Source organism: Streptomyces cirratus, from assembly GCF_014650775.1.
GTDB classification, from domain to species: domain Bacteria; phylum Actinomycetota; class Actinomycetes; order Streptomycetales; family Streptomycetaceae; genus Streptomyces; species Streptomyces cirratus.
Window position 1 is genome coordinate 229302 of the sequence record NZ_BMVP01000003.1, and the last position, 19942, is coordinate 249243.

At 74.1% G+C, this 19942-nt stretch carries 15 protein-coding genes; 10 read left to right on the forward strand and 5 right to left on the reverse strand.

Going from position 1 to position 19942, the window contains the following annotated elements; all coding sequences use genetic code 11:
• Positions 1-57 precede the first annotated feature (57 nt).
• Positions 58-1038, reverse strand: coding sequence for a hypothetical protein (locus IE207_RS10640; protein WP_190183829.1), 981 nt, complete (start codon positions 1036-1038; stop codon positions 58-60).
• A gap of 268 nt (positions 1039-1306) precedes the next feature.
• Here IE207_RS10640 and IE207_RS10645 point away from each other — a divergent pair, with 268 nt between their 5' ends.
• The 5 genes from IE207_RS10645 (at position 1307) to IE207_RS10665 (ending at position 7978) form a co-directional block, all read left to right on the forward strand.
• Positions 1307-2743 (forward strand): FGGY family carbohydrate kinase, encoded by a 1437-nt coding sequence (locus tag IE207_RS10645; protein WP_190184211.1) that lies wholly within the window; start codon positions 1307-1309, stop codon positions 2741-2743.
• A complete protein-coding gene (locus IE207_RS10650) occupies positions 2740-4137 on the forward strand; it encodes an FAD-dependent oxidoreductase (RefSeq protein ID WP_190183830.1) in 1398 nt (465 codons plus the stop codon). Before IE207_RS10645 ends, IE207_RS10650 begins: the two co-directional genes overlap by 4 nt.
• Positions 4134-5324 (forward strand): NAD(P)/FAD-dependent oxidoreductase, encoded by a 1191-nt coding sequence (locus IE207_RS10655; protein ID WP_190183831.1) that lies wholly within the window; start codon positions 4134-4136, stop codon positions 5322-5324. The genes IE207_RS10650 and IE207_RS10655 overlap by 4 nt, the downstream gene beginning before the upstream one ends.
• Before the next feature lie 195 nt (positions 5325-5519).
• Entirely contained in the window at positions 5520-6848 is a 1329-nt protein-coding gene (locus tag IE207_RS10660; protein WP_229873629.1) for a ricin-type beta-trefoil lectin domain protein, read from the forward strand.
• Between the two features lie 206 nt (positions 6849-7054).
• Entirely contained in the window at positions 7055-7978 is a 924-nt protein-coding gene (locus IE207_RS10665; RefSeq protein WP_190183832.1) for a helix-turn-helix domain-containing protein, read from the forward strand.
• Between the two features lie 15 nt (positions 7979-7993).
• Here the strand turns inward: IE207_RS10665 and IE207_RS10670 are convergent, their stop codons facing one another.
• The 3 genes from IE207_RS10670 to IE207_RS10680 form a co-directional block, all read right to left on the reverse strand.
• On the reverse strand, positions 7994-8581 hold the full coding sequence (locus IE207_RS10670; protein WP_190183833.1) for a hypothetical protein: 588 nt from the start codon (positions 8579-8581) through the stop codon (positions 7994-7996).
• A gap of 42 nt (positions 8582-8623) precedes the next feature.
• A complete protein-coding gene (locus IE207_RS10675; protein ID WP_190183834.1) occupies positions 8624-8968 on the reverse strand; it encodes a VOC family protein in 345 nt (114 codons plus the stop codon).
• Between the two features lie 87 nt (positions 8969-9055).
• Positions 9056-9703, reverse strand: coding sequence for a sortase domain-containing protein (locus tag IE207_RS10680; RefSeq protein ID WP_190183835.1), 648 nt, complete (start codon positions 9701-9703; stop codon positions 9056-9058).
• A gap of 328 nt (positions 9704-10031) precedes the next feature.
• Between IE207_RS10680 and IE207_RS10685 the strand changes: the two genes are divergently transcribed.
• From IE207_RS10685 to IE207_RS10705, 5 genes are all read left to right on the forward strand, one after another.
• A complete protein-coding gene (locus IE207_RS10685) occupies positions 10032-13973 on the forward strand; it encodes an nSTAND1 domain-containing NTPase (protein ID WP_190183836.1) in 3942 nt (1313 codons plus the stop codon).
• Between the two features lie 201 nt (positions 13974-14174).
• Positions 14175-14525 carry a hypothetical protein gene (locus IE207_RS10690; protein ID WP_190183837.1) on the forward strand — a complete coding sequence of 117 codons (351 nt, stop codon included), beginning with the start codon at positions 14175-14177 and terminating at the stop codon, positions 14523-14525.
• A gap of 399 nt (positions 14526-14924) precedes the next feature.
• Positions 14925-17363 carry an MFS transporter gene (locus IE207_RS10695; protein WP_506004947.1) on the forward strand — a complete coding sequence of 813 codons (2439 nt, stop codon included), beginning with the start codon at positions 14925-14927 and terminating at the stop codon, positions 17361-17363.
• Between the two features lie 97 nt (positions 17364-17460).
• The gene (locus IE207_RS10700) at positions 17461-18282 is read left to right on the forward strand and encodes a YceI family protein (RefSeq protein WP_190183839.1); all 822 of its coding nucleotides are present in this window, start codon (positions 17461-17463) and stop codon (positions 18280-18282) included.
• A 138-nt stretch (positions 18283-18420) separates the two neighbouring features.
• Positions 18421-19506 (forward strand): DUF5954 family protein, encoded by a 1086-nt coding sequence (locus IE207_RS10705; protein ID WP_190183840.1) that lies wholly within the window; start codon positions 18421-18423, stop codon positions 19504-19506.
• A 24-nt stretch (positions 19507-19530) separates the two neighbouring features.
• Here the strand turns inward: IE207_RS10705 and IE207_RS10710 are convergent, their stop codons facing one another.
• Entirely contained in the window at positions 19531-19830 is a 300-nt protein-coding gene (locus IE207_RS10710) for a putative quinol monooxygenase (protein ID WP_190183841.1), read from the reverse strand.
• Positions 19831-19942 lie beyond the last annotated feature (112 nt).

Consider the following 19942-nt stretch of genomic DNA (forward strand, 5'->3'; position numbering starts at 1 on the left):
CACGGGGACGGTGAGCGGGTCGGTGCGGGGCGGGAGGGTGAGCGGGCGGGTGGCCGCTCAGTCCCGGCCTGCCAGGCTGCGGGACCTGGCCTGCAGGAACACCTCCTCGGCCAGTGCCTGGTCGGCCGGGGCGCGGGTCCGGTAGGCCCATGGCAAGGGGGTCCAGTACGGGCCGATCGCGTCGAAGACGCGGGCCGCCTCCTCGAACCGGTGGGCTCCCCACAGGGCGTGGGCGAGGTGGTTCAGGTCCAGCGGGGAGACGCGGCGCGGGTCGGCGGAGAGGAACCAGCGGTCCAAGGCGTGGCCGGCGTCGCGAATGGCCTCCTCGGCGACCCAGTGCAGGTCCAGCGCCTTCTCCTGGCCGCGTTCGCGACGGTAGCGCTCGACGCGTACGTAGAGCGGCAGGACGTGGGCGGCGGACCCGGGCGGGGCGGAACCGGCCGCCCAGTGCGCGAAGTTGGCGGCCTCGGTGAGCGGTCCGGGCGTGCCCGCGTACACGAACTGGAGCATCCGGTGGTAAGCCTCGCGGTTGTGCGGGTCCCGCTCGTCGGCCTCGGCCAGGATGCCCCAGGGGCCGGCGGGCAGCATCGGGCCGGGCGGTGCGAGCCGGTGTTCGTCCATCCGGCGGTCTTCGTCGAGGGGTGCGAGCGCGAGCAGGCAGACCCAGGGCACGGGGTCGGCCGGTCTGATGGCGGCGGTGTCGCGGCAGGCCGTCCAGGCTTCCTGCCACAGCTCGCGGGTGCGCGGGTGTCCGGAGCGGTGGGCGCGGACGGCGCGTTCGACGGTGACGCGGGTGTGCATCACGGCGGCGGGGGCACTGTGGGGTTCCTCGGCGCGCCACGCCTGGACCACGTCGGATCCGGCGGCGACCGCGGCGAGGACCTGGGTGCGCTGGGTCCACAGCCCCCAGCCCTCGGTGCGTTCGAGCATGCGCGCCATCGACACCCAGCGACCGGTGCGCAGGTCCTGGACGGCCACGCGCAGCTCGTTGTCGTGGCCGGCGGGGTGGTAGACGGGCCGGTAGTCGCTGCCCGCCATCACCTCGTCCCGGTCGACGGGCGGCCGGGACGGGCGCGTCTTGCGGTTGTCGTGGTCATCAGTCCTCGGATCGGTTGATCGGCGATCACTATAGGGCGACCGGCCCCTCCCGCATCCAGATTCTTGTTCGAACGGAAATAACCGGCCACCAAAGGCATATGACTTTGCGTCAGTGCCGCTCGAAGGGCGTCCGGAGGATCTTGACGCACGGCGTCCGCTGGTGAAGGCTTCCGAGGTCGAATTCGCCTGCACCAGGGACGGAGTGGTGATGACGGGCCCGGTGCTCGCTGTCGACCAGGGCACGTCGGGAACCAAGGCCCTCGTCGTATGTCCGCAACGCGGGGTCATCGGCTCCGGCTCCGCGCCCGTACGGCCCCGGTACCTGCCGGGCGGCCGGGTGGAGGTCGACCCCCGCGAGCTGCTGGACTCGGTCGTCGGGGCGGGACGGGCGGCGCTCGCCGCGGCCGGTGAGCCGGTCGTCGCCGTGGGACTGGCCAACCAGGGCGAGACCGTTCTCGCCTGGGACCCGGCGAGCGGTGAGCCGCTGACCGACGCGATCGTCTGGCAGGACCGGCGTGCGGAGCCCCTGTGCGAGGAACTCGCGGCGCACGCGCCGTCGTTGCGACAGACGACGGGCCTGCCGCTCGACCCCTATTTCGCCGCTCCCAAGATGGCCTGGATACGGCGCCACCTGACCCGGGAAGGCGTCGTCACGACCAGCGACGCATGGCTGGTGCACCGCCTCACCGGCGCGTTCGTGACCGACGCGGCGACGGCCGGCCGCACCCAGTTGCTCGACCTCGACACGGTGGGCTGGTCGCCGGCGGCGCTCGACGCGTTCGGCCTCACGGGCGAACGGCTCCCGGAGGTCGTCGACGCGGACACCCGCGTCGGCACCACCACCGCCTTCGGGCCCGCGCTGCCGCTGACCGGGCTGCTCGTGGACCAGCAGGCGGCGCTGCTCGCCCAGAGCGCCACCGAGCCGGGCACGGCCAAGTGCACCTACGGCACGGGCGCGTTCCTGCTCGCCCAGACCGGCCCGCTCCCCCGCCGAAGCGCCTCCGGGCTCGTCGGCTGCGTGGCCTGGCGGCTCGCCGGCCGGACCAGCTACTGCCTGGACGGGCAGGTGTACACGGCCGCCTCCGCCGTGCGCTGGCTGACCGACCTCGGCGTGATCTCCGGCGCCGCGGACATCGACACCGTCGGCGGCAGCGTCCAGGACGCGGGCGGCGTCACCTTCGTCCCCGCGCTCGCCGGGCTCGCCGCCCCGTGGTGGCGCGGCGACCTGCGGGGCTCGGTCACCGGACTCGGCCTCGACACCACCGCCGGGCACCTGGTGCGCGCCCTGTGCGACGGTATCGCCGCGCAGGTCGCGGAGCTCGCGGACGCGGTCGCCGCCGACCTGGGCAGGCCGCTGACCACCCTGCGCGTCGACGGGGGCCTGACCCGGTCCGCGCTGCTCATGCAGGCCCAGGCGGACCTGCTCGGGATCCCCGTCGAGGTGTCGGCGCTGCCCGACGCCACCGCGCTGGGCGTCGGTGCGGTCGCCCGGCTGGGGCTCGATCCCGCGCTCGGCGTCAAGGAGGCCGTCCCGGCGTGGAAGCCGTCCGCGGTGTACGAGCCGGGGGCCGGCGCCGGGCGGGCCGCGGAGCGCCGGGCCGGGTTCCGCACGGCGGTATCGGCCCTGCTCGAAGGCCCGGCATGAGCGTCACCACCGGTGGGGCCCTGCCCGGCGGGGCGTACGACGTGACGGTGATCGGCGCCGGCGTGGTGGGCTCCGCCATCGCCCGCGAACTGGCCCGGCTCCCCTTGCGGACCGCCCTGGTGGAGGCTTGCGACGACGTCGGCGACGGCACGTCCAAGGCCAACACCGCCGTCTTGCACACCGGTTTCGACGCGGTGCCCGGCACCCTGGAGTCCCGGCTCGTCCGGGAGGGACAGCGTCGCCTCGCCGCGTACGCCGCCGACGCCGGCATCCCGGTGGAGCCGCTCGGGGCGCTCCTCGTGGCCTGGGACGAGGAGCAACTGGGGGCGCTCGCGGGCCTCGCGGAGAAGGCGGTACGCAACGGCTACCGCTCGGCGCGGATCATCCCGGCGGAGGAGGTGCGGGCCCGGGAACCGGAGCTCGGCCCCGGCGTGCTGGGGGCGCTCGACGTGCCGGGCGAGTCGATCATCTGCCCCTGGACGACCACGCTCGCCTACGCCACCCAGGCCGTCCGCGCCGGCACCGACCTCCACCTCAACTGCCGCGTCCGGTCCGTCACCCCGGGCGACCCGCACCTGCTCGGCACCAGCCGGGGGCCGCTGCGCACCCGCCACCTCGTCAACGCCGCGGGCCTGTACGCCGACGAGATCGACCGGCTCCTCGGTCACGGCGACTTCACCGTGACGCCCCGGCGCGGCCAGCTGATCGTCTTCGACGAACTCGCCCGTGGTCTCGTGCGGCACATCCTGCTGCCCGTACCGGGCGCACTCGGCAAGGGCGTGCTGGTGACGCCCACGGTGTACGGGAACGTGATGCTCGGGCCGACCGCCGAGGACCTGGACGACAAGACCGCGACCGGATCGACCGCCGAAGGGCTGGCGCTGCTGCGGGAGAAGGGCCGGCGGATCCTGCCCGCCCTGCTGGAGGAGGAGGTCACCGCCGTGTACGCGGGGCTGCGGGCCGCCACCGGGAGCGAGGACTACGCGATCCGGGCGCACCCCGTGCAGCGGTACGTGAGCGTCGGCGGGATCCGGTCGACGGGCCTGACCGCCTCGATGGCGATCGCCGCCCACGTGGTGGCGCTGCTCGCCGACGGCGGTCTGCCGGTCACGGGTGCGCGGGAGCTGGAGCCGGTGCGGATGCCGAACCTGGGCGAGGCCTTCCCGCGGCCGTACCGCGATGCGCGGATGATCGCGGCGGACCCGGAGTACGGACGGATCGTCTGCCACTGCGAGCGGGTGACCCGCGGGGAGATCCGCGACGCGCTCGCGGGAACCGTCCCGCCCGGCTCGCTCGACGGCCTGCGGCGCCGCACGCGCGCGCGGGGCGGCCGGTGCCAGGGCTTCCATTGCGGCGCCGCCGTCCGCGCCCTGTTCGAGGAAGGCCGCCGGTGAACCGCACGGTCGACGTCCTGGTCGTCGGCGCCGGCCCCGCCGGCCTGGCCCTCGCCGCCCGCCTCGCCGGCGCCGGCGCCGGGCGGGTCGAGGTCCTGGAGCGCGAGCAGGACGCGGGAGGCGTGCCGCGCCACTGCCACCACGGCGGGTTCGGACGGCCGCCGCGCCCCTGGCTGCGGGGACCGGCGTACGCACGGCAGGCCACGGAGGCCGCCGTCGGGGCGGGCGCCTCGGTCCGTACGGGCGTCACCGCCACCGGCTGGGCCGGCCCCCTGTCCTTGGACACCACGAGCCCGGCGGGCCTGGAGCGGATCACGGCGCGGGCCGTCGTGCTGGCCACGGGTGCCCGGGAGCGCCCGCGCAGCGCCCGGCTGGTACCGGGCTCCCGTCCGGCGGGGGTGCTGACCACCGGGGAGTTGCAGCAGTCCGTCCATCTGTACGGGCAGTCGGTCGGCCGGCGGGCCGTGGTGGTGGGCGCCGAGCCGGTGGGGCGGCACGCGGTACGCACGCTGCGCCTCGCCGGTGCGGACGTGGTGGCGGTGGTCACCGAACGCCCGCGCGGCACCACCGTGCGGGGGATCCCGCTGCTCACGGCGACTACCGTGAGCGCACTGCGCGGCCGGGGCCGCCTGTCGGGCGTGGCCCTGCACCACGCCGACGGGCGGTCGGGCGTACTCGTCTGCGACACCGTGGTGTTCACCGGCGACTGGATCCCCGACCACGAGCTGGCCCGCCGCGGCGGCATCACCCTGGACCCGGGCACCCGGGGCCCTTGTGTGGACGCCTCGTTCCGTACGTCGGCGCCGGGGGTCTTCGCGGTGGGCAACGCACTCCACGGCGTCGAGAGCGCAGCCACCGCCGCCGCGGAAGGCGCCGCCGCGGCGGCCTCGGTGCTGGCCCACCTGTCGGGCGCGGCGTGGCCCGATGCCGGACCGCCGTTGGTCGTACGGGCGCCGCTGGTGTGGGTGACGCCGAACCGGGTCACGGGCCTGGCGGAGCAGCCGTTGCTCCTGCGGTCGGGGGAACCCCTGACGGGACCGGTGGTGACGGTCGGGCAGGACGGGCGGCTGCTGTGGCGCGGCCGGTTTCCGGGCCGGATGTCGCCGTCGCGGTCGCTGCGCGTGCCGCCGGGGTGGACGACCCTGGTCGACCGTGGGGGCGGACCGGTCGTGGTGCGGGCCCGCTGACGGCAGGCGCGGCGGCACAGACGCCAATTGCCCTGCGTACACCCTGCTTTGACGGTCCGGGGCGGGGCACCCCGGGGCAGGTGATCGCGTCGGGCCGGCCTATCATCTGTTCGATTCTCGCCACCCACCTGGCCGGCCGTGCCGTCGCAGAGGGGCGGGTGGCGGCTCTTGACGAGAGGCATCGAACACTTGCGATTGACAGGCAAGCACCGGATATCCATCCTCGCGGCGGTGGCGGCCACCGCCGCGGTCGCGGGAAGCATGCAGCTCACCTCCAGCGCGTTCGGAACCGAGTCCGACGAGGACCCCGCGCCGGAGGCCGCGAGCTCCCCGGCGGCCCTGCCGGCGGTGGAGGACGTCGACTCCCACGCACAGGACTCCGCCGTGTACGGCAGCGACGCCACTGCCTTCAAGGGCGGCGTCATGTCGCTGGGCGCACCGGCGTCCCGCTCCGCGCCGAAGTCGGGCGTGGCCGCCGCGCCCGCGCCGCTCCAGGGCGACGGGTGGAAACTGGGCGGCGTGACCAAGTGGCTGCAGACCGGCTACACCATCAAGTTCTACGACCAGAAGTCCGCGGACTGGCTGGCGCCGTACGTGCAGGCGAGCGCCGCGGACCTGCGCCGCATCACCAACCTGCCGGTGACCGTCGACACCAAGCCGGTCGGCTGGGACTACCTCCGGCCCCGGGGCGAGGTGATCATCGGGGTCGCCCACCGCCCGTGCCTGCCCCCGGACGGCGACAGCATGGGGAACACGGGCTGGAAGGTGGTCCGTGACGGCTCCGGCATGGCGAACCTCAGCTGCGGCTTCACCAGTTCCTCCCTGCCCGACACGGCCACCAGCGGCCACGCCTACATCGACGACGAGTTCTTCACCCCGGCCGGCAAGCCCACGGCCGCCATGGGTGAGACGTACATGCGCAACCACATCAGCCACGAACTCGGGCACACGCTGGGTCTGGCCCACGCCAACCGCAGCACGGACAAGAGCGACTGCGCCAAGGGGAGCGACTCCGGCGAGTTCCCGGTGATGTGCTCGCCGGCCTACGCGTACCAGGACAAGCGCGCCGGCACCTACGTCCAGCAGTTCGACGTCCAGGGCCTGCGGCTGCTCGCCTCCGGAGCCGGCGCCGTGCTGTCGCCGCAGGGCAAGGTGACCGGCATCGGCTCCAAGTGCCTGGACGTCAAGGGCGGGAAGGCGGCCAACGGCACGCAGATCCAGCTCTACACCTGCAACGGGTCCGCGGCGCAGTCGTGGATCCTGGGCAAGGACGGAACGCTGCGCGCGCTGGGCAAGTGCCTGGACGACGCGCGCAACGCCGGCGCCAACGGCGACAAGATCAGCCTCCACGACTGCAACGGCACGGCGGCTCAGCGCTGGTCCGTCAACGCCAAGGGCCAGATCGTCCACGTGGCCTCGGGCAAGGTACTCGACGTGACCGGCGGGTCCACCGCCAACGGCACCGCCGTCCAGCTCTACACGGCGAACACCAACAAACGCCAGGTCTGGGTCACCCCGAAGTAACCGGCCGCCCGGCTCGGACAGCCGCGAGCCCCGGCCACCGCGGTGCGCGGCGGCCGGGGCTCCGGCGTCGGGGCGGCCGGTGGATGGCCGGACGCCGTCTTGCCCTGGGCCGCGGGCGGGTGACAGCGTGGGCGGCAGCGCGCGTACCGCACCTTTCCCCCGCCCGGAGCAGACCGCCGGGTGGCGAGCCCAGAAGGAAGCGTGACATGCCGCCCCACCTGTCCGCCCCGCCCCGGCCCGTTCTCCGCGACTCCTGCCCGCACGGCACCTGGGACGTCCTGCGCGCCCTCCCCCATCCCCTGCTCCGGCCGGGGGTGCGGGGATACCGGGGTTACCGGATGGACCTGGCACACGGCCGTCGGAGGCTGGAGGTGCCGGACGCCTGCGCCTCGCTGGTGTTCAACCTGGCCGGACCCGTCTGGGTGACCCTCGGCACCCGGAGCGACGCGAGGGCCCGCCCCTACACCGCGTTGCTCGCCGGCCTCCAGAGCCGGCCCACGGTCGGTGAACACGCGGGCCGGGTGGAGGGCGTGGAGGTGCTGCTCGCCCCGTGGGCCGCCTTCGGCCTGCTCGGTGTCCCGATGAGCGACCTGGCCGACACGATGGCCGAACCGGCCGACGTACTCGGCCGCCGGGCCGATCTGCTCGCCGAGGCGCTGCACGCCGGCGCCGGCTGGGCCGACCGCTTCGGGCTGCTGGACGCCGCCCTGCTCGGGTGGGCCGCACGGGCGGGCACCGGCCCGTCGCAGGCGCTCCGCGAGGCCTGGTGGGAGCTGGTGCGCAGCCGGGGCTCCCTGCACGTGGGCGCCCTTGCGCGGCGGACCGGCTGGAGCGTGCGGCGAGTGGAGTACCTGTTCCGGGAACAGGTGGGCCTCACCCCCAAGACGGCCGCACGCGTGCTGCGCTTCCAGCACGCGCTGCGGCTCGTCAACGGCGGCGGACGACCGCTCGCGGAAGTCGCGGCCGCCTGTGGATTCAGCGACCAGTCGCACATGAACCGCGAGTTCAGGGCGATGAGCGGGCGTTCACCGCGCCGGTTCCTCTCCGAGCGCCGCACCGCGCTGCCGGGTCCCCCGGGGCCCGACCGCGTGACCGGTCAGGTGACCAGCGTCGTCCTGCCCGGGCGGTGACGGGCGCGGAGCGGATCAGTCGATCTTGATGGAGCTGACCCGGTTGTCCCAGCCGCTGCGCATGGAGTCCTCCTGGTGGTTGGGGCCGGTGTTGCCCGGGTACCAGTAGCCGCCTCCGTTCGCATTCTCGGCGAGGTGCGCCGTGCACGCGCCGGTCCAGTAGGAGGAGGTCGAGTTGTCGAAGCTGTACGCGGACAGGTTCTGCCAGTAGCCGCGGTCGTAGAACTTGAGGTCGCGACCGCCCTTGCCGGTGTACTGGTAGAGGTCGAGCGGCGTGGAACAGGCGGCCTTGACCTGCTGCGTGGAGGCGGTGGCCCGTAACTGCTTCTCGCGCGCCTCCTGCTGGGCGGCCGTGCGGAAGCACTCCACCGCGCCGCGCGTCTGCCACACCATGCAGACCTTGGCGTCGCCCCAGTCGCCGGAGAGGTCCACGGTGCGGCCCTCGAACCGGGCGTACCGGGCCGTGGCGTCCGGGGCCGGGGAGGCGGCCTGCGCGGGTGCGGCGAGGAGGAAGGATCCGCATACGGCCGCGGCGGCGAGAGCGACCGCTGCGCTGCGCTTGACGAACATGAAGTGGGTCCCTTCGAACGGGTCACCCGGCACTCGCCGGGACTCCCTCATCCTGGGACTGCGCCTCCCCCGGTTCTAGAACAAACGCGCACGGCCGGCCCGGCCGCGCCGGCGCAGCGCGAGGCGGTTTCCGTCCGGGTCCCCGGCCTCTATGCGGACTCCGGAGGGGTAGTCCTCCGGTGCGGCTTGCTCAAAGGTCACACCACGGGCCCGGAGGGCCTCGAAGTCCGCCCTCAGGTCGTCCGATTCGAGGAAGACCGGGGCGAGGGCAGGAGCCGCCGGCGCACCGGCCGACTGCCCCGCGGCGGCGGCCCGCGGCCAGAGGATGACCTTCGGGGCACTGCCGGCGGCGACGGTGAGGATCGTCGTCCTGCCCGTTCGTCGGGCGGCCGGCCGCCGTGCCGGAGCGCCGAGTCGCACGCTCGCCGGTCCGGCGGGGGTCGTACCGATTCATCGCCTCACTGACGAACCGCCGCACGGGAGTGTGACGGGACGGAGGCACGGACGTCAGGGGCTGGTCCCGACGAGGACGCCGACCTTGTCGATGCGGTGCTCTGGGTTGTTGTGCGCGTCCCGCCAGGTGTTGCCCGCGGCGTCGTCCTCCGGCGTGAGGCAGGTGGACACGGTGATCATCGCGCGGCTCGGCGCCGCGCCGCTGGAGCCGGGGACCGCGGCGCGCTGCTCCGCCATGGAGGACGGTGAGCGGAAGGACGTCGTCCGGGTGGTACCGATGGCGTACTCGTACGTCACGCCGCCCGCGGTGACGAAGACGGACGCACCCTCGGGCAGCGACGGCAGGGCGTTCAGCGGCCCGCCGCCCGCGATGCGGTGGCCCGTGACGATGTAGTTGCCCACGTCGCCGGGGCCGACGCCGCCGCCGGGACCGTAGGGGCTGGCGGCGAGGCCTTGGTCCTGGATCGCCGTACCCGGGGCGTCGTCGGGGCTCCCCTGGTACGGGACAACGGACAACCCGGAAAGGCCGATGGCCGGTATCGACAGCGTCGCGGCCTGGATGCGGGTCACCGCCGCGGAAGGAGGGGCGTGCGGGGCGGGCTGCGCGAGGGCGCCGGGAGCAGCCGTCAACAGGACGGCGAGGGACACACTGGCGAGCGCCGCCGGCATGCCGTGCGAAGAGCGGAAAGGACATGGGGACATGGCGGGGGTCCAAACTCTGCCGGAGTCGTTCGGTCCAGCCGGCCGGTCGGCTCTTCCAGCCTCGCACAGGCCGGGGCGGGTGGCAGCCCGGCGCGGCGCCTCGGGCACTGCGGCGGTCAGCGTCCCGAGCAGGGACTCGATCCGGCCGGGAGCCCGGGGAGCGACGGGACGGGTGAGGGTGTGGAGGCGGTGGGGAGTGGCCGGAAATGGCCTCTGGGACGACGTAGAAAGGGACCGGATCGAGAGGTTCCGGCCACGCGGCCGGATGGCCGGGGGAAGGGTGGTCCACCGCATCACCGCCGTAGCGGAACCGGACCACGGAGGCCCCATGGACCCCACCCCGTTCCAGCCCCAACCACCCTTATCCCGAGGGGAGTTCGCGGCCGAGCTGACCCGCCTGCGGGAGAAGGCCGACCTCACCGTCCGCGCCGTCGCCGCACGCGTCGGCGCACCGGGCGCCCACAGCACCATCGGCGGCTGGTTCGCCGGACAGAACCTGCCGTCGATCGGCTCGCTCCCCCTGTTCCGCCGGGTACTGCACGTCTGCGGGGTGACCGACGCGGCCGAAATCGAGCGCTGGCTGGAACGGCTCGCCGAGCTGCGCCGGTCGCGGGTCCTGCGCGTCGCGGGAGGCGCGTCGCCCTACCGGGGGCTCGCGGGCTTCGAGGAACGCCACGCCGACTGGTTCTTCGGCCGGGAGCGGCTGCGGGCGGTCGTCGTGGACCGGATCCTCTCCGAGGGGGCCGGCGTACCCCAACTGCTGGTCGGGGCCAGCGGGTCCGGGAAGTCCTCCCTTCTGCGGGCCGGGGTGCTGCCCGCCCTGCGGGGCGAGCACGGGTTCACACCGCTGCTGCTCGTTCCCGGCCGCGACCCCATGCGGGCGCTGGCATCCGCCGTGTCCGTGGAGTGGGAGGCCCGGCGGGAGAGCGGGGACATCGCGCACGAACCACTCGCACTGGCGGCCTGCGTAAAGTCGTTGGCCGAGCGGGACGGCGTACGCGTCCTGGTGGCGGTCGACCAGCTGGAAGAGGTGTTCACCGCGTGTCCCGACCCGGCCGAACGGGAGCGGTTCCTGCGGTGCCTGGCGGCCCTCCCCTCCACCGACGTGCGCGTGACGGGGTGCCTGCGCGCCGACTTCTACAGCCAGGCCCTCGCCGAGCGCCCCCTCGCGGCAGCCCTGCAGAAGGGCCAGACCGTCGTGGGGGCGCTCAGCGAGGACGAGATCCGCGCCGCCGTCGGCGGGCCCGCCGCCAAGGCCGGCCTCGTCCTGGACGAAGGGTTCATCGACGTCCTCCTCGCCGACCTGCGGGACTCCGGCCCCGGGGCCCTGCCCCTGCTGTCGCACGCGTTGCTGTCGACCTGGGAGCGCGGGCGCGGCACCGCCTTGACCATCGCCGACTACCGGGAGGGCGGTGGGATGTCCGCGGCCGTCTCCGAGACGGCCGAAGAGGTCTACGCGGAACTGTCGGAGGCCGAGTGCGTACTGGCGCGACAGCTGTTCCTGCGGATGGTCGCGGTGGGGGACGGCGTGCCCGACGCGCGCCGGCTGCTGCCGCTGCCCCCGCCCACCGGGGACCCCGACCGGGCCGGACAGGTGTACGCGGTGCTGGAACGCTTCGTAGACCGCCGCCTGGTGACGCTGGACGGTGACGGAGCCAGGATCACCCACGAGGCGCTGCTCACCGCTTGGCCGCGGCTGCGCGGCTGGATCGACACCGACCGGGCCGGACAGATCGTCCGGCAGGACCTGGCCCGTGACGCCGACCGCTGGCTCGCGCACGGCCGCGATCCCTCGCTGCTCTACCGGGGCACCCGCCTGGCCGTGACTTCCGGTTGGGCCCGTGACGGCGGACACGCCCCGGAACTCGACGCGCGGGAGAGCGAGTTCCTCGGCGCGAGCAAGCTGGCGGAGGAGGTACGCGTCCGGCGCGAACGGCGCGGAGCCCGGCGGCTGCGCCGGCTCCTCGTCCTGCTCTCGCTGCTGGTCGTCCTCTCGGGCCTGCTCACCGGTGTCGCCGTGGTCCAGCGCCGGGACGCGGAGAGACAGCAGGCCGTCGCGCTGTCCCGGCTGGTGGCGGCGCGCGCCGAACGGCTGCGGGGCAGCGACCTCGCGCTGTCCGCGCAACTCGCCCTGGTGGCCTACCGTACGGCTCCCACGGCCGAGGCCCGGGAGGCTCTGATGGACGCCTCGGCGCTGCCGGCCGTGACCCGGATCCTCGCGTTCCGCGGGGTGGTGCAGGCGGTGGCCCTCAGCCCCGACGGGCATACCCTCGCGGCGGGTGGCCTGGACCACCAGGTCGCGCTGTGGGACCTGCGCGATCCGCAGCGGCCGCGGCCGCTGGGCACGGCGCCGGTCACGTTCGCCGACACCGTCTACGCGCTCGCCTTCAGTCCGGACGGCCGACGGCTCGCGGCCGGGTCGGGGGACGGGACCGTACGGGTGTGGGAGCCGTCGGGTGCCGATCCGGCGGCGGCCGGGGTCCGGTCGTTCAAGGGGCCGGATTCGGCGGTGTACGGGGTGGCTTTCGCGCCGGACGGCAAGACGCTGGCCGCGGCGGGCGCCGACGGCGGCGTGTACCTGTGGCCGGACCCGGCGGTCACGGCCGGGCGTACGGACGCGGCTTCCGGCCCCTCCGCGGGTTCCGGCCCGTCCGCCGGTTCCGGCCCCTCCGCGGATTCCCGCCCGTCCGCCGCCGGTCTGCGGATCACCGGCTTCACCGGGGCGGTGCACACGGTCGTGTTCCGGCCCGGCCCCGGACCGGCCCTGCTGGCGGCGGGGGGCGCGGACGGCTCCGTACGCCTGTGGGACCTCTCCGATCCCGCCCGGCCGCTCGCGTACGGGCAGCCGCTGACCGGAGCGGCCGGTCCGGTGTTCGGGCTGGCCTTCACCGCCGACGGCGTGCGCCTCGCCGCCGGGAGCCAGGACCGGTCCACGCGGGTGTGGGAGGTACCCGCACCGGGCGCCGACGCCGGCCCGCCCGCGGTGATCGGCGGGGCCCCGGGCGCTCCCGACGGCCCCGCCAGCTACGTCAACGCGGTCGCCCACAGCCCTGACGGACAGTGGCTGGCGACCGGCAGCGCGGACAACCAGGTGCGCTTGTACGACGCGCGGACGCGCGTCCTCGCCGGGGTGTTCCCGCACCCGGGGCCGGTGACCTCGCTCTCGTTCCATCCCGGCGGACGGCAGCTGGTGTCGGGCGCCGCGGACGGGACGGTGCGCCTGTGGCAGTTGCCTCCCCGCCCGCTGCGCGGCTTCCAGGGCACGGTCAACGCGATCGGATACGCGCCGGACGGGAAGCTGCTCGCCGTCGCGGGCCGTGACGTACAGCTGTGGGACGTCTCCGATCCCTGGACCCCGCGCCCCGTCGGGCCTCCCCTGACGAATCCCACGGGGTACTCCGCGACGGTCTCCTTCACCCCGGACGGCCGCACCCTCGCGGTGGGCGGCCGGGAAGGCAGGCTCTGGCTGTGGGACCTCTCCCGCCCCGACCGTGCCGTGCCCTACGGAGAGCCTCTGACCGGGGGCGCCGGAACCATTCAGTCCGCGGCCTTCGACCGGACGGGCCGGATTCTGGCCGTGGGCAGCGAGGGGCGCACCGTACGCGTCTGGAACACGGCGGACCCGGCGCACCCGCAGCTCTGGGCCGAACTGCCGGAGCCGACGAACTACGTCTATTCGGTGGCGTTCAGCCCGGACGGGCGGCGGCTCGCCGCCGGCACGGTCGACAAGCAGGTGCTGCTGTGGCGGCTGCCGCCGGGCGGTGGCCGCCCGGTGCTGGAGTCCACCCTGCGCGGGCCGGGCAGCTACGTCATGTCCGTCGCGTTCAGCCCCGACAGCCGACTCCTGGCGGCCGGTACCGCGGACCGGGACGTGTGGCTGTGGGACGTGGGCGGGGACCGGCCGCGCACTGCCGGGCCGACGCTGACCGGGCCGAGCAGCTACGTGTACGCCCTGTCGTTCAGCCCGGAGGGCGGCACGCTCGCCGCCGCCAGTACGGACGGCACCGTATGGCTGTGGGACACCGGTGATCCGCGGCGGCCACGGCCCCGTACCGTGCTGAGCGGCCTGGGCGGGAAGGCGTACGCGGTGGCCTACAGCCCGGACGGCCGCTCCCTCGCGGCGGGCGGCGCCGGCCCGGCCGCTCTGCTGTGGTCGCGCGACGAGGAGGAGATCGCCCGGAGGCTGTGCGAGCGTGCGGGGACGGCCATCACCGCCCAGGAGTGGGCCCAGCTCGTCCCCGGCCTGCCCTACGCGCCGCCCTGCCGGTGAACGGGCCGGTGGCGTGCGGGGGCCGGCCGGCGATGGGGAGCGGTGCTGTACGGAGTTGTACGGACCGCCGTACGGGCCTGGTCGACCTGCGGTTCTCTCCTTCCGCCCGGCACGGTCGGGATGGCTCTCTGGTGGAGCGCCGCCGGATCCGCCGGGGCGCCGCACACCACCGCGAGTCTTCCGAGGAGAACGACGATGCGCATGACGACCACCACCCTGCGGTCCCGGGCCGGACTGGCCGCAGCCGCGGCCGCCGTCGCCCTGACCGGTCTGATCGCCGGCGCCGGCGGCGCCGACGCGGCCGGCAGCTACATCTCGTCCAACAGCGGCGGGGCGAACGAGCGCACCTGCGCCAACACCGGGTGCGGTTCGCTCGGCTACCTGTCCAACGGGACGGGCGTCACGATGCTGTGCTGGACCGACAGCCAGTGGGTGTACCCGCCGAGCTCGAACTACGCCTCGAACCGGTGGTTCCGCGTCTCCAGCTACGTGGGGACCGGCTACGTCCACTCGTCCCTGGTGGCCGGCCAGACCAGCGTCGGCCACTGCTGACGGGCCCACCGGCTCCCGGCCCCCGGTTCCCAGCCGCCGCTGGGAGCCGGGGGCCGCGGCCGTGCGCGCTACTGGTCCGTGGACGAAGCCGCCTCCGCCGTCCGCAGGACCCGGGGGGCGATGGTGTCGTCGGGCAGACAAGGCGACGGGCCGGTCACCCGTGCTCATCTGCGGGTTTACGGTCCCCGGCACTTGCCTTTGCGAAGACTTTAGGGTGATACCTCCGATCTGATTTGCGTGGGGCAACCAACTACTTCTACGGTTGCCTAGAGCAACGAAATGCCCCTAGACCACCCGTACACCCGCACAGACGTAAGGAAGCCCATGGCAACGACCACACCCCCCGGTGTGCGGGCCTCTCACGCCAAGCACGGAGGCGGCGGCCACGACGACGCGCCGATGACGCACCGGCAGATCATGGAGGCGCTCTCCGGTCTGCTGCTCGGCATGTTCGTCGCGATCCTGTCGTCCACGATCGTCTCCAACGCCCTCCCCCACATCATCGGCGACCTCGGCGGCGGCCAGTCCGCCTACACCTGGGTCGTCACGGCCGCCCTGCTGTCCATGACGGCGGCCACCCCCCTGTGGGGCAAGCTGTCCGACCTGTACAGCAAGAAGGCCCTGGTCCAGATAGCCCTGGTCATCTACGTACTGGGCTCGGCCGTGGCCGGCATGTCTCAGAACGCCGGCATGCTCATCGCCTGCCGGGTGGTCCAGGGCATCGGCGTCGGCGGTCTGTCCGCCCTCGCCCAGATCGTGATGGCGGCGATGATCTCCCCGCGCGAGCGCGGCCGCTACAGCGGTTACCTCGGCGCCACCTTTGCAGTCGCCACCGTCGGCGGCCCGCTGCTGGGCGGCGTCATCACCGACACCGACTGGCTGGGCTGGCGCTGGTGCTTCTACGTCGGAGTCCCGTTCGCCGTCATCGCGCTGATCGTGCTCCAGAAGACCCTCCACCTCCCCGTCGTCAAGCGCGAGGTCAAGGTCGACTGGGGCGGCGCGTTCTTCATCTCCGCCGCGGTGTCGCTCCTCCTGCTCTGGGTCACGTTCGCCGGTGACAAGTACGACTGGCTGTCCTGGCAGACGTACGCGATGGTCGGGGGCTCGATCGTCCTCGGCGCGCTGTTCGTCCTCGTCGAGTCCAGGGCGAGCGAGCCGATCATCCCGCTGAGGCTGTTCCGCAACCGCACCATCGCGCTGTCGTCCATCGCCTCCCTCTTCGTCGGCGTCGCGATGTTCACCGGCACCGTGTTCTTCAGCCAGTACTTCCAGCTGGCCCGCGACAAGTCCCCGACCATGTCGGGCGTGATGACGATCCCGATGATCGCCGGACTGTTCGTCTCCTCCACCGTCTCGGGGCAGGTCATCACCAAGACCGGCCGCTGGAAGGCATGGCTGCTGTGCGGTGGCGTGCTGGTGACGGCCGGCCTCGGACTGCTCGGCACGATCCGCTACGACACGGCGTACTGGCACATCGCGATCTTCATGGCGCTGCTGGGCCTGGGCATCGGCATGATGATGCAGAACCTGGTGCTGTGCACGCAGAACCAGGTGGCGCCGTCCGACCTCGGATCGGCCAGCTCCACGGTGACGTTCTTCCGTTCCCTCGGCGGTGCGATCGGTGTCTCCGCGCTCGGCGCGATCATGGCCAACCGGATCACCCACTACGCCGAGGACGGCCTCGCCGGCCTCGACCCGAAGTACGCCGCCGCCGCGGCGCAGTCGGGCTCCGGCAGCAGCATCCCGGACATGAACAGCCTGCCCGGCCCGCTGCGCACCGTGATGGAGAGCGCGTACGGCCACGGCATCGCGGACGTGTTCCTGATCGCCGCGCCGCTGGCTCTGGTCGCCTTCCTCGTGACGATCTTCATCAAGGAGGTCCCGCTGCGGACGTCGGGCGGTCTGGCACAGGCCTCCCAGGACGCACAGGGCGCCGCGGCCACGAACGCCGGACAGGGCGCGGAGGCCGGCGCGGAAGGCGCCGCCGAGAGCCCTGCCGAGCCCGCCGCCCCGTACGTGCCGCGGCAGTCGGCGGCCGTCGCCCCGGCTGATGACGCGGGGTCCGCTCCACTGCCGGACGGTGTTCCGGTGCGCGGGTACGTACGCGGCGCCGAGAGCACGCCCGTGCCGCGGGCTGCGGTCACATTGATCTCGCTCGCGGGCCGTCAGCTCGGCCGGTCGGTCGCCGAGGACGACGGCTCGTACGCCGTCGACGCGCCGGGCAGCGGCTCGTACGTACTGATCGCGGCCGCCGACGGGTTCCAGCCGCAGGCGTCGACGGTCGTCGTGAACGGTGAGCCGGTCTCCTACGACATCCTCCTGAGCGGGACGAGCGGCCTGAGCGGCGTCGTACGGTCCGCCGAGACCGGGGCTCCGGTCGGCGGCGCCATGGTCATCGTGACCGATGTGCGCGGCGACGTGCTGGCCACCGCGACCACCGGGGCGCAGGGCGAGTTCGGCTTCGCCGAGCTGGTACCCGGCTCGGTGACCATCGCCGTGAACGCCCCCGGGCGCCGCCCGAAGGCCCTGCACGTCGAGGTCGGCGGGGCGGGCGTCACCCGGGTCGAGGTCGAGCTGAGCTCGGGCGCACAGGTCCAGGGCGTCGTACGGGCGCCGGGCGGACCGCTCGGTGACGCCCGGGTCACGCTGGTCGACGCCGCGGGCAACGTGGTCGGCACCGCGCGGACCGGCGCGGACGGCGCGTACGCCTTCACGGACCTGGACGGCGGTGAGTACACCGTCATCGCGACGGGTTACCCGCCGGTGGCCACGGCGCTGACCGTGAGCGGTCAGGGCGTCGACGGTCACGACATCGAGCTCGCCCACCCCGGCGAGTAGACCGGCACCGGCCCCTGGGGCGCGTCCCGAAGCGGGGCGCCCCGGGGCCGGTCCTCTTTTCGGCTGACTTGAGATGCTTCGGCAGGGAGAAAACGGGATGGGACTCACCGCACGGATCCGCACGCGCGACGGATGGGCCGTGTCGCACGCGGTCGTCACGGTGACGGACATGACGGGCGCGCAGGTCGTCCGCGCCGAGGCGGACGGCGAGGGCGCCGTGCGCGACGCGACCGCGCTCGCGCCGGGCGCGTACACCGTCATAGTCACCGCGGTCGGTTACGCGCCCGCCGCGTCGAGCACCATCGTCACCGCGAGCGGGCGCGCCGACGTCGGCAGCGTGGTCCTCGCCCGGCAGGGGGGCTCGGAGCTGCCGACGCCCGGGCCGTGGACGATCGACCCGGCGCACTCGTCGGTGGCCGCCGTCGCCCAGCACCTGGGGATCTCCAGCGTGCACGGCCGGTTCACCGGGTTCGCGGGCCGGATCGAGATCGACCCGCGGGAGGTGTCCGCGTCCCGGGTGGAAGCGGTGATCGAGGCGGCCTCCATCGACACGGGCAACGGCATGCGCGACGGGCACCTCAAATCGGCCGACTTCCTGAACGTGGCGGCGCATCCGGAGATCACGTACCGCTCGACGGGTCTGTCCCCGGCCGGTTCCGACCGCTGGACGGTGCACGGCGACCTGACCCTGCGCGGTGTCGTACGCCCCGTCGACCTGGACCTGGCCTACCTGGGCACGGGCGGCGATCCCTGGGGCGGCACGCGCGCCGCGTTCCGCGCGACCGCCGAACTCCGCCGCGAGGACTTCGCGATGAACTACAACCAGGTCGTGCAGGCCGGGATCGCCGCCATCGGCGCGACGCTGCGGGTGGAGCTGGACATCCAGGCCGTGCGGGGCGGATCGCTGCCGCAGGCGTAGCCGCCTGCGATACCGGTTGCACGACGGGGGATCACCTGCCGGGCCCGCCCGCCGTGACGGGGATTCGCCGCTCCCCGTGCGGGTGGGGATGTCGGCGAATCCGGGGTGGCGCCGTGCGGTGGCCGCCAGGATGGGTGCATGGATCACGGTGATGCGGGACCGGGCGGGTCATGGCCGATGGTGGTGCGGGTTCCGGTGGAACCGGTCGAGGCGGCGATGGAGGCCGACGCGGTCGACGCCGTGGCGCGCGCGGGCGATGTGATGGTGCGCGGGCCCCTGTTCGGGGTGGCGGCGCAGGAGGCCGGGGACGGCCGGCGGTGGCGGGTGGTGGTCGCGGTGACGGCCGGCTGCCCGCAGCTGGCGCGCGACTCGCTGAACTCTCAGCTGTGGTTCCGGGCGAAGGACGGCGCCGAGGACCGGGCGGAGCGTCGCGCACTGCTGGCGGCGGTCGCCCGGCTGGAGACCGAGCGGGTGGACGAGCTCGACGTGGCCGGGACCCGCTACCGGGTCGTGCGCGCGGAGGAGTACGGGGGTTCGGGCCCGGACGGCATGGAAGGGCCGCGTCCGACCGATCCGGAGCCGCCCGTGCCCGACTGGGACCGCACCGCCAAGGGCCCGGCGGTGGACGAGGGCCTGGTCGTGGACCCTCGGGCGCCGGTCACCCCGACGCAGGCGGTGGAGCAGCTCGCGCTGCGCGGCCTGTGCTACGCCGGTGAGCGGTTCCCCGAGGACGTGCGCGCGGATTCGGTGCGGGCGCTGGAGACCCACCCGGACGTGGTGCTGCTCCCGGCGACGTTCGAGGTCGTGGAGCGGACCGCGAAGGGCTGGAAGGCGGTCAGCGGCCCGTACGCGACGGCGCACGAAGCCCGCCGGTCCCTGGACTTCGCCCTGACGTGGGCGTGGCCGCGGATGCACGGGCTCATCCCTCCGGACACCGACCCGGCCGCCGACGCCCGTACCTTCGCGGCGGGCGGGACGGCGACTTCGGCGGTGGCCGCGGAACTGGCCGAGTACGCCGAGGCCGCCGGCACCCTCCGGGCGGCCGGGCGCGTCAACCGGCTGGAGTTCCGGGACACCGTCTACCAGATCGTCCGTACCCGCCGTCTCCTGCGCTGGGGCCCCGACGGCCCGGAGGGTCCGCGCCCGTCGGACGTCAACACCCAGGACCCGGCCCGCATCCACCTCACCCTCGACGAGGACGGCAACGTCCACCCGGAGGACTGACCCCCCTGCCCCGGGCGACAAGGGTCAGGCCGGGACCTCGCCCAGACGGCGCAGGGTGAACGGTTCGGCGAGGATCTCGTCCAGGACCTCGGCGACGTGCCGGAAGTGCGGCAAGGAGAAGTGGTGGTCGAGGGCGGCGGGGTCGGCCCACTCCTCGACGATGACCATGCGGTCGGGGCGGTGGGGGTCGGCGTAGGGCTCGTAGCCCAGGCAGCCCTCCTCCGCCAGGGAGGGTTCGATCATCGCGTGCAGCTCGTCGCGCAGACGCCCCTCCCGGCCCGGCTTGGCGGTGAAGCGGGCGATGATCACGAGCGTGTTCGGCATGAGGGGCTCCAGTGCATCTGGCGCGGAGGTGGACGGTGTCCATCCTGTGCGCCCGGGCGGACCGCATCCATAGCTCCGTTCGACCCGGGTCCGCCGTGCCTGGGTCTGCCGG

Excerpts from the sequence above, each read along its gene's own strand:
- IE207_RS10640 (WP_190183829.1), bottom strand. The coding sequence starts at position 1,038 with ATGGCGGGCAGCGACTACCGGCCCGTCTACCACCCCGCCGGCCACGAC.
- IE207_RS10645 (WP_190184211.1), top strand. The coding sequence starts at position 1,307 with ATGACGGGCCCGGTGCTCGCTGTCGACCAGGGCACGTCGGGAACCAAG.
- IE207_RS10650 (WP_190183830.1), top strand. The coding sequence starts at position 2,740 with ATGAGCGTCACCACCGGTGGGGCCCTGCCCGGCGGGGCGTACGACGTG.
- IE207_RS10665 (WP_190183832.1), top strand. The coding sequence starts at position 7,055 with ATGCCGCCCCACCTGTCCGCCCCGCCCCGGCCCGTTCTCCGCGACTCC.
- IE207_RS10680 (WP_190183835.1), bottom strand. The coding sequence starts at position 9,703 with ATGTCCCCATGTCCTTTCCGCTCTTCGCACGGCATGCCGGCGGCGCTC.
- IE207_RS10685 (WP_190183836.1), top strand. The coding sequence starts at position 10,032 with ATGGACCCCACCCCGTTCCAGCCCCAACCACCCTTATCCCGAGGGGAG.
- IE207_RS10690 (WP_190183837.1), top strand. The coding sequence starts at position 14,175 with ATGACGACCACCACCCTGCGGTCCCGGGCCGGACTGGCCGCAGCCGCG.
- IE207_RS10695 (WP_506004947.1), top strand. The coding sequence starts at position 14,925 with ATGACGCACCGGCAGATCATGGAGGCGCTCTCCGGTCTGCTGCTCGGC.
- IE207_RS10700 (WP_190183839.1), top strand. The coding sequence starts at position 17,461 with ATGGGACTCACCGCACGGATCCGCACGCGCGACGGATGGGCCGTGTCG.
- IE207_RS10705 (WP_190183840.1), top strand. The coding sequence starts at position 18,421 with ATGGATCACGGTGATGCGGGACCGGGCGGGTCATGGCCGATGGTGGTG.
- IE207_RS10710 (WP_190183841.1), bottom strand. The coding sequence starts at position 19,830 with ATGCCGAACACGCTCGTGATCATCGCCCGCTTCACCGCCAAGCCGGGC.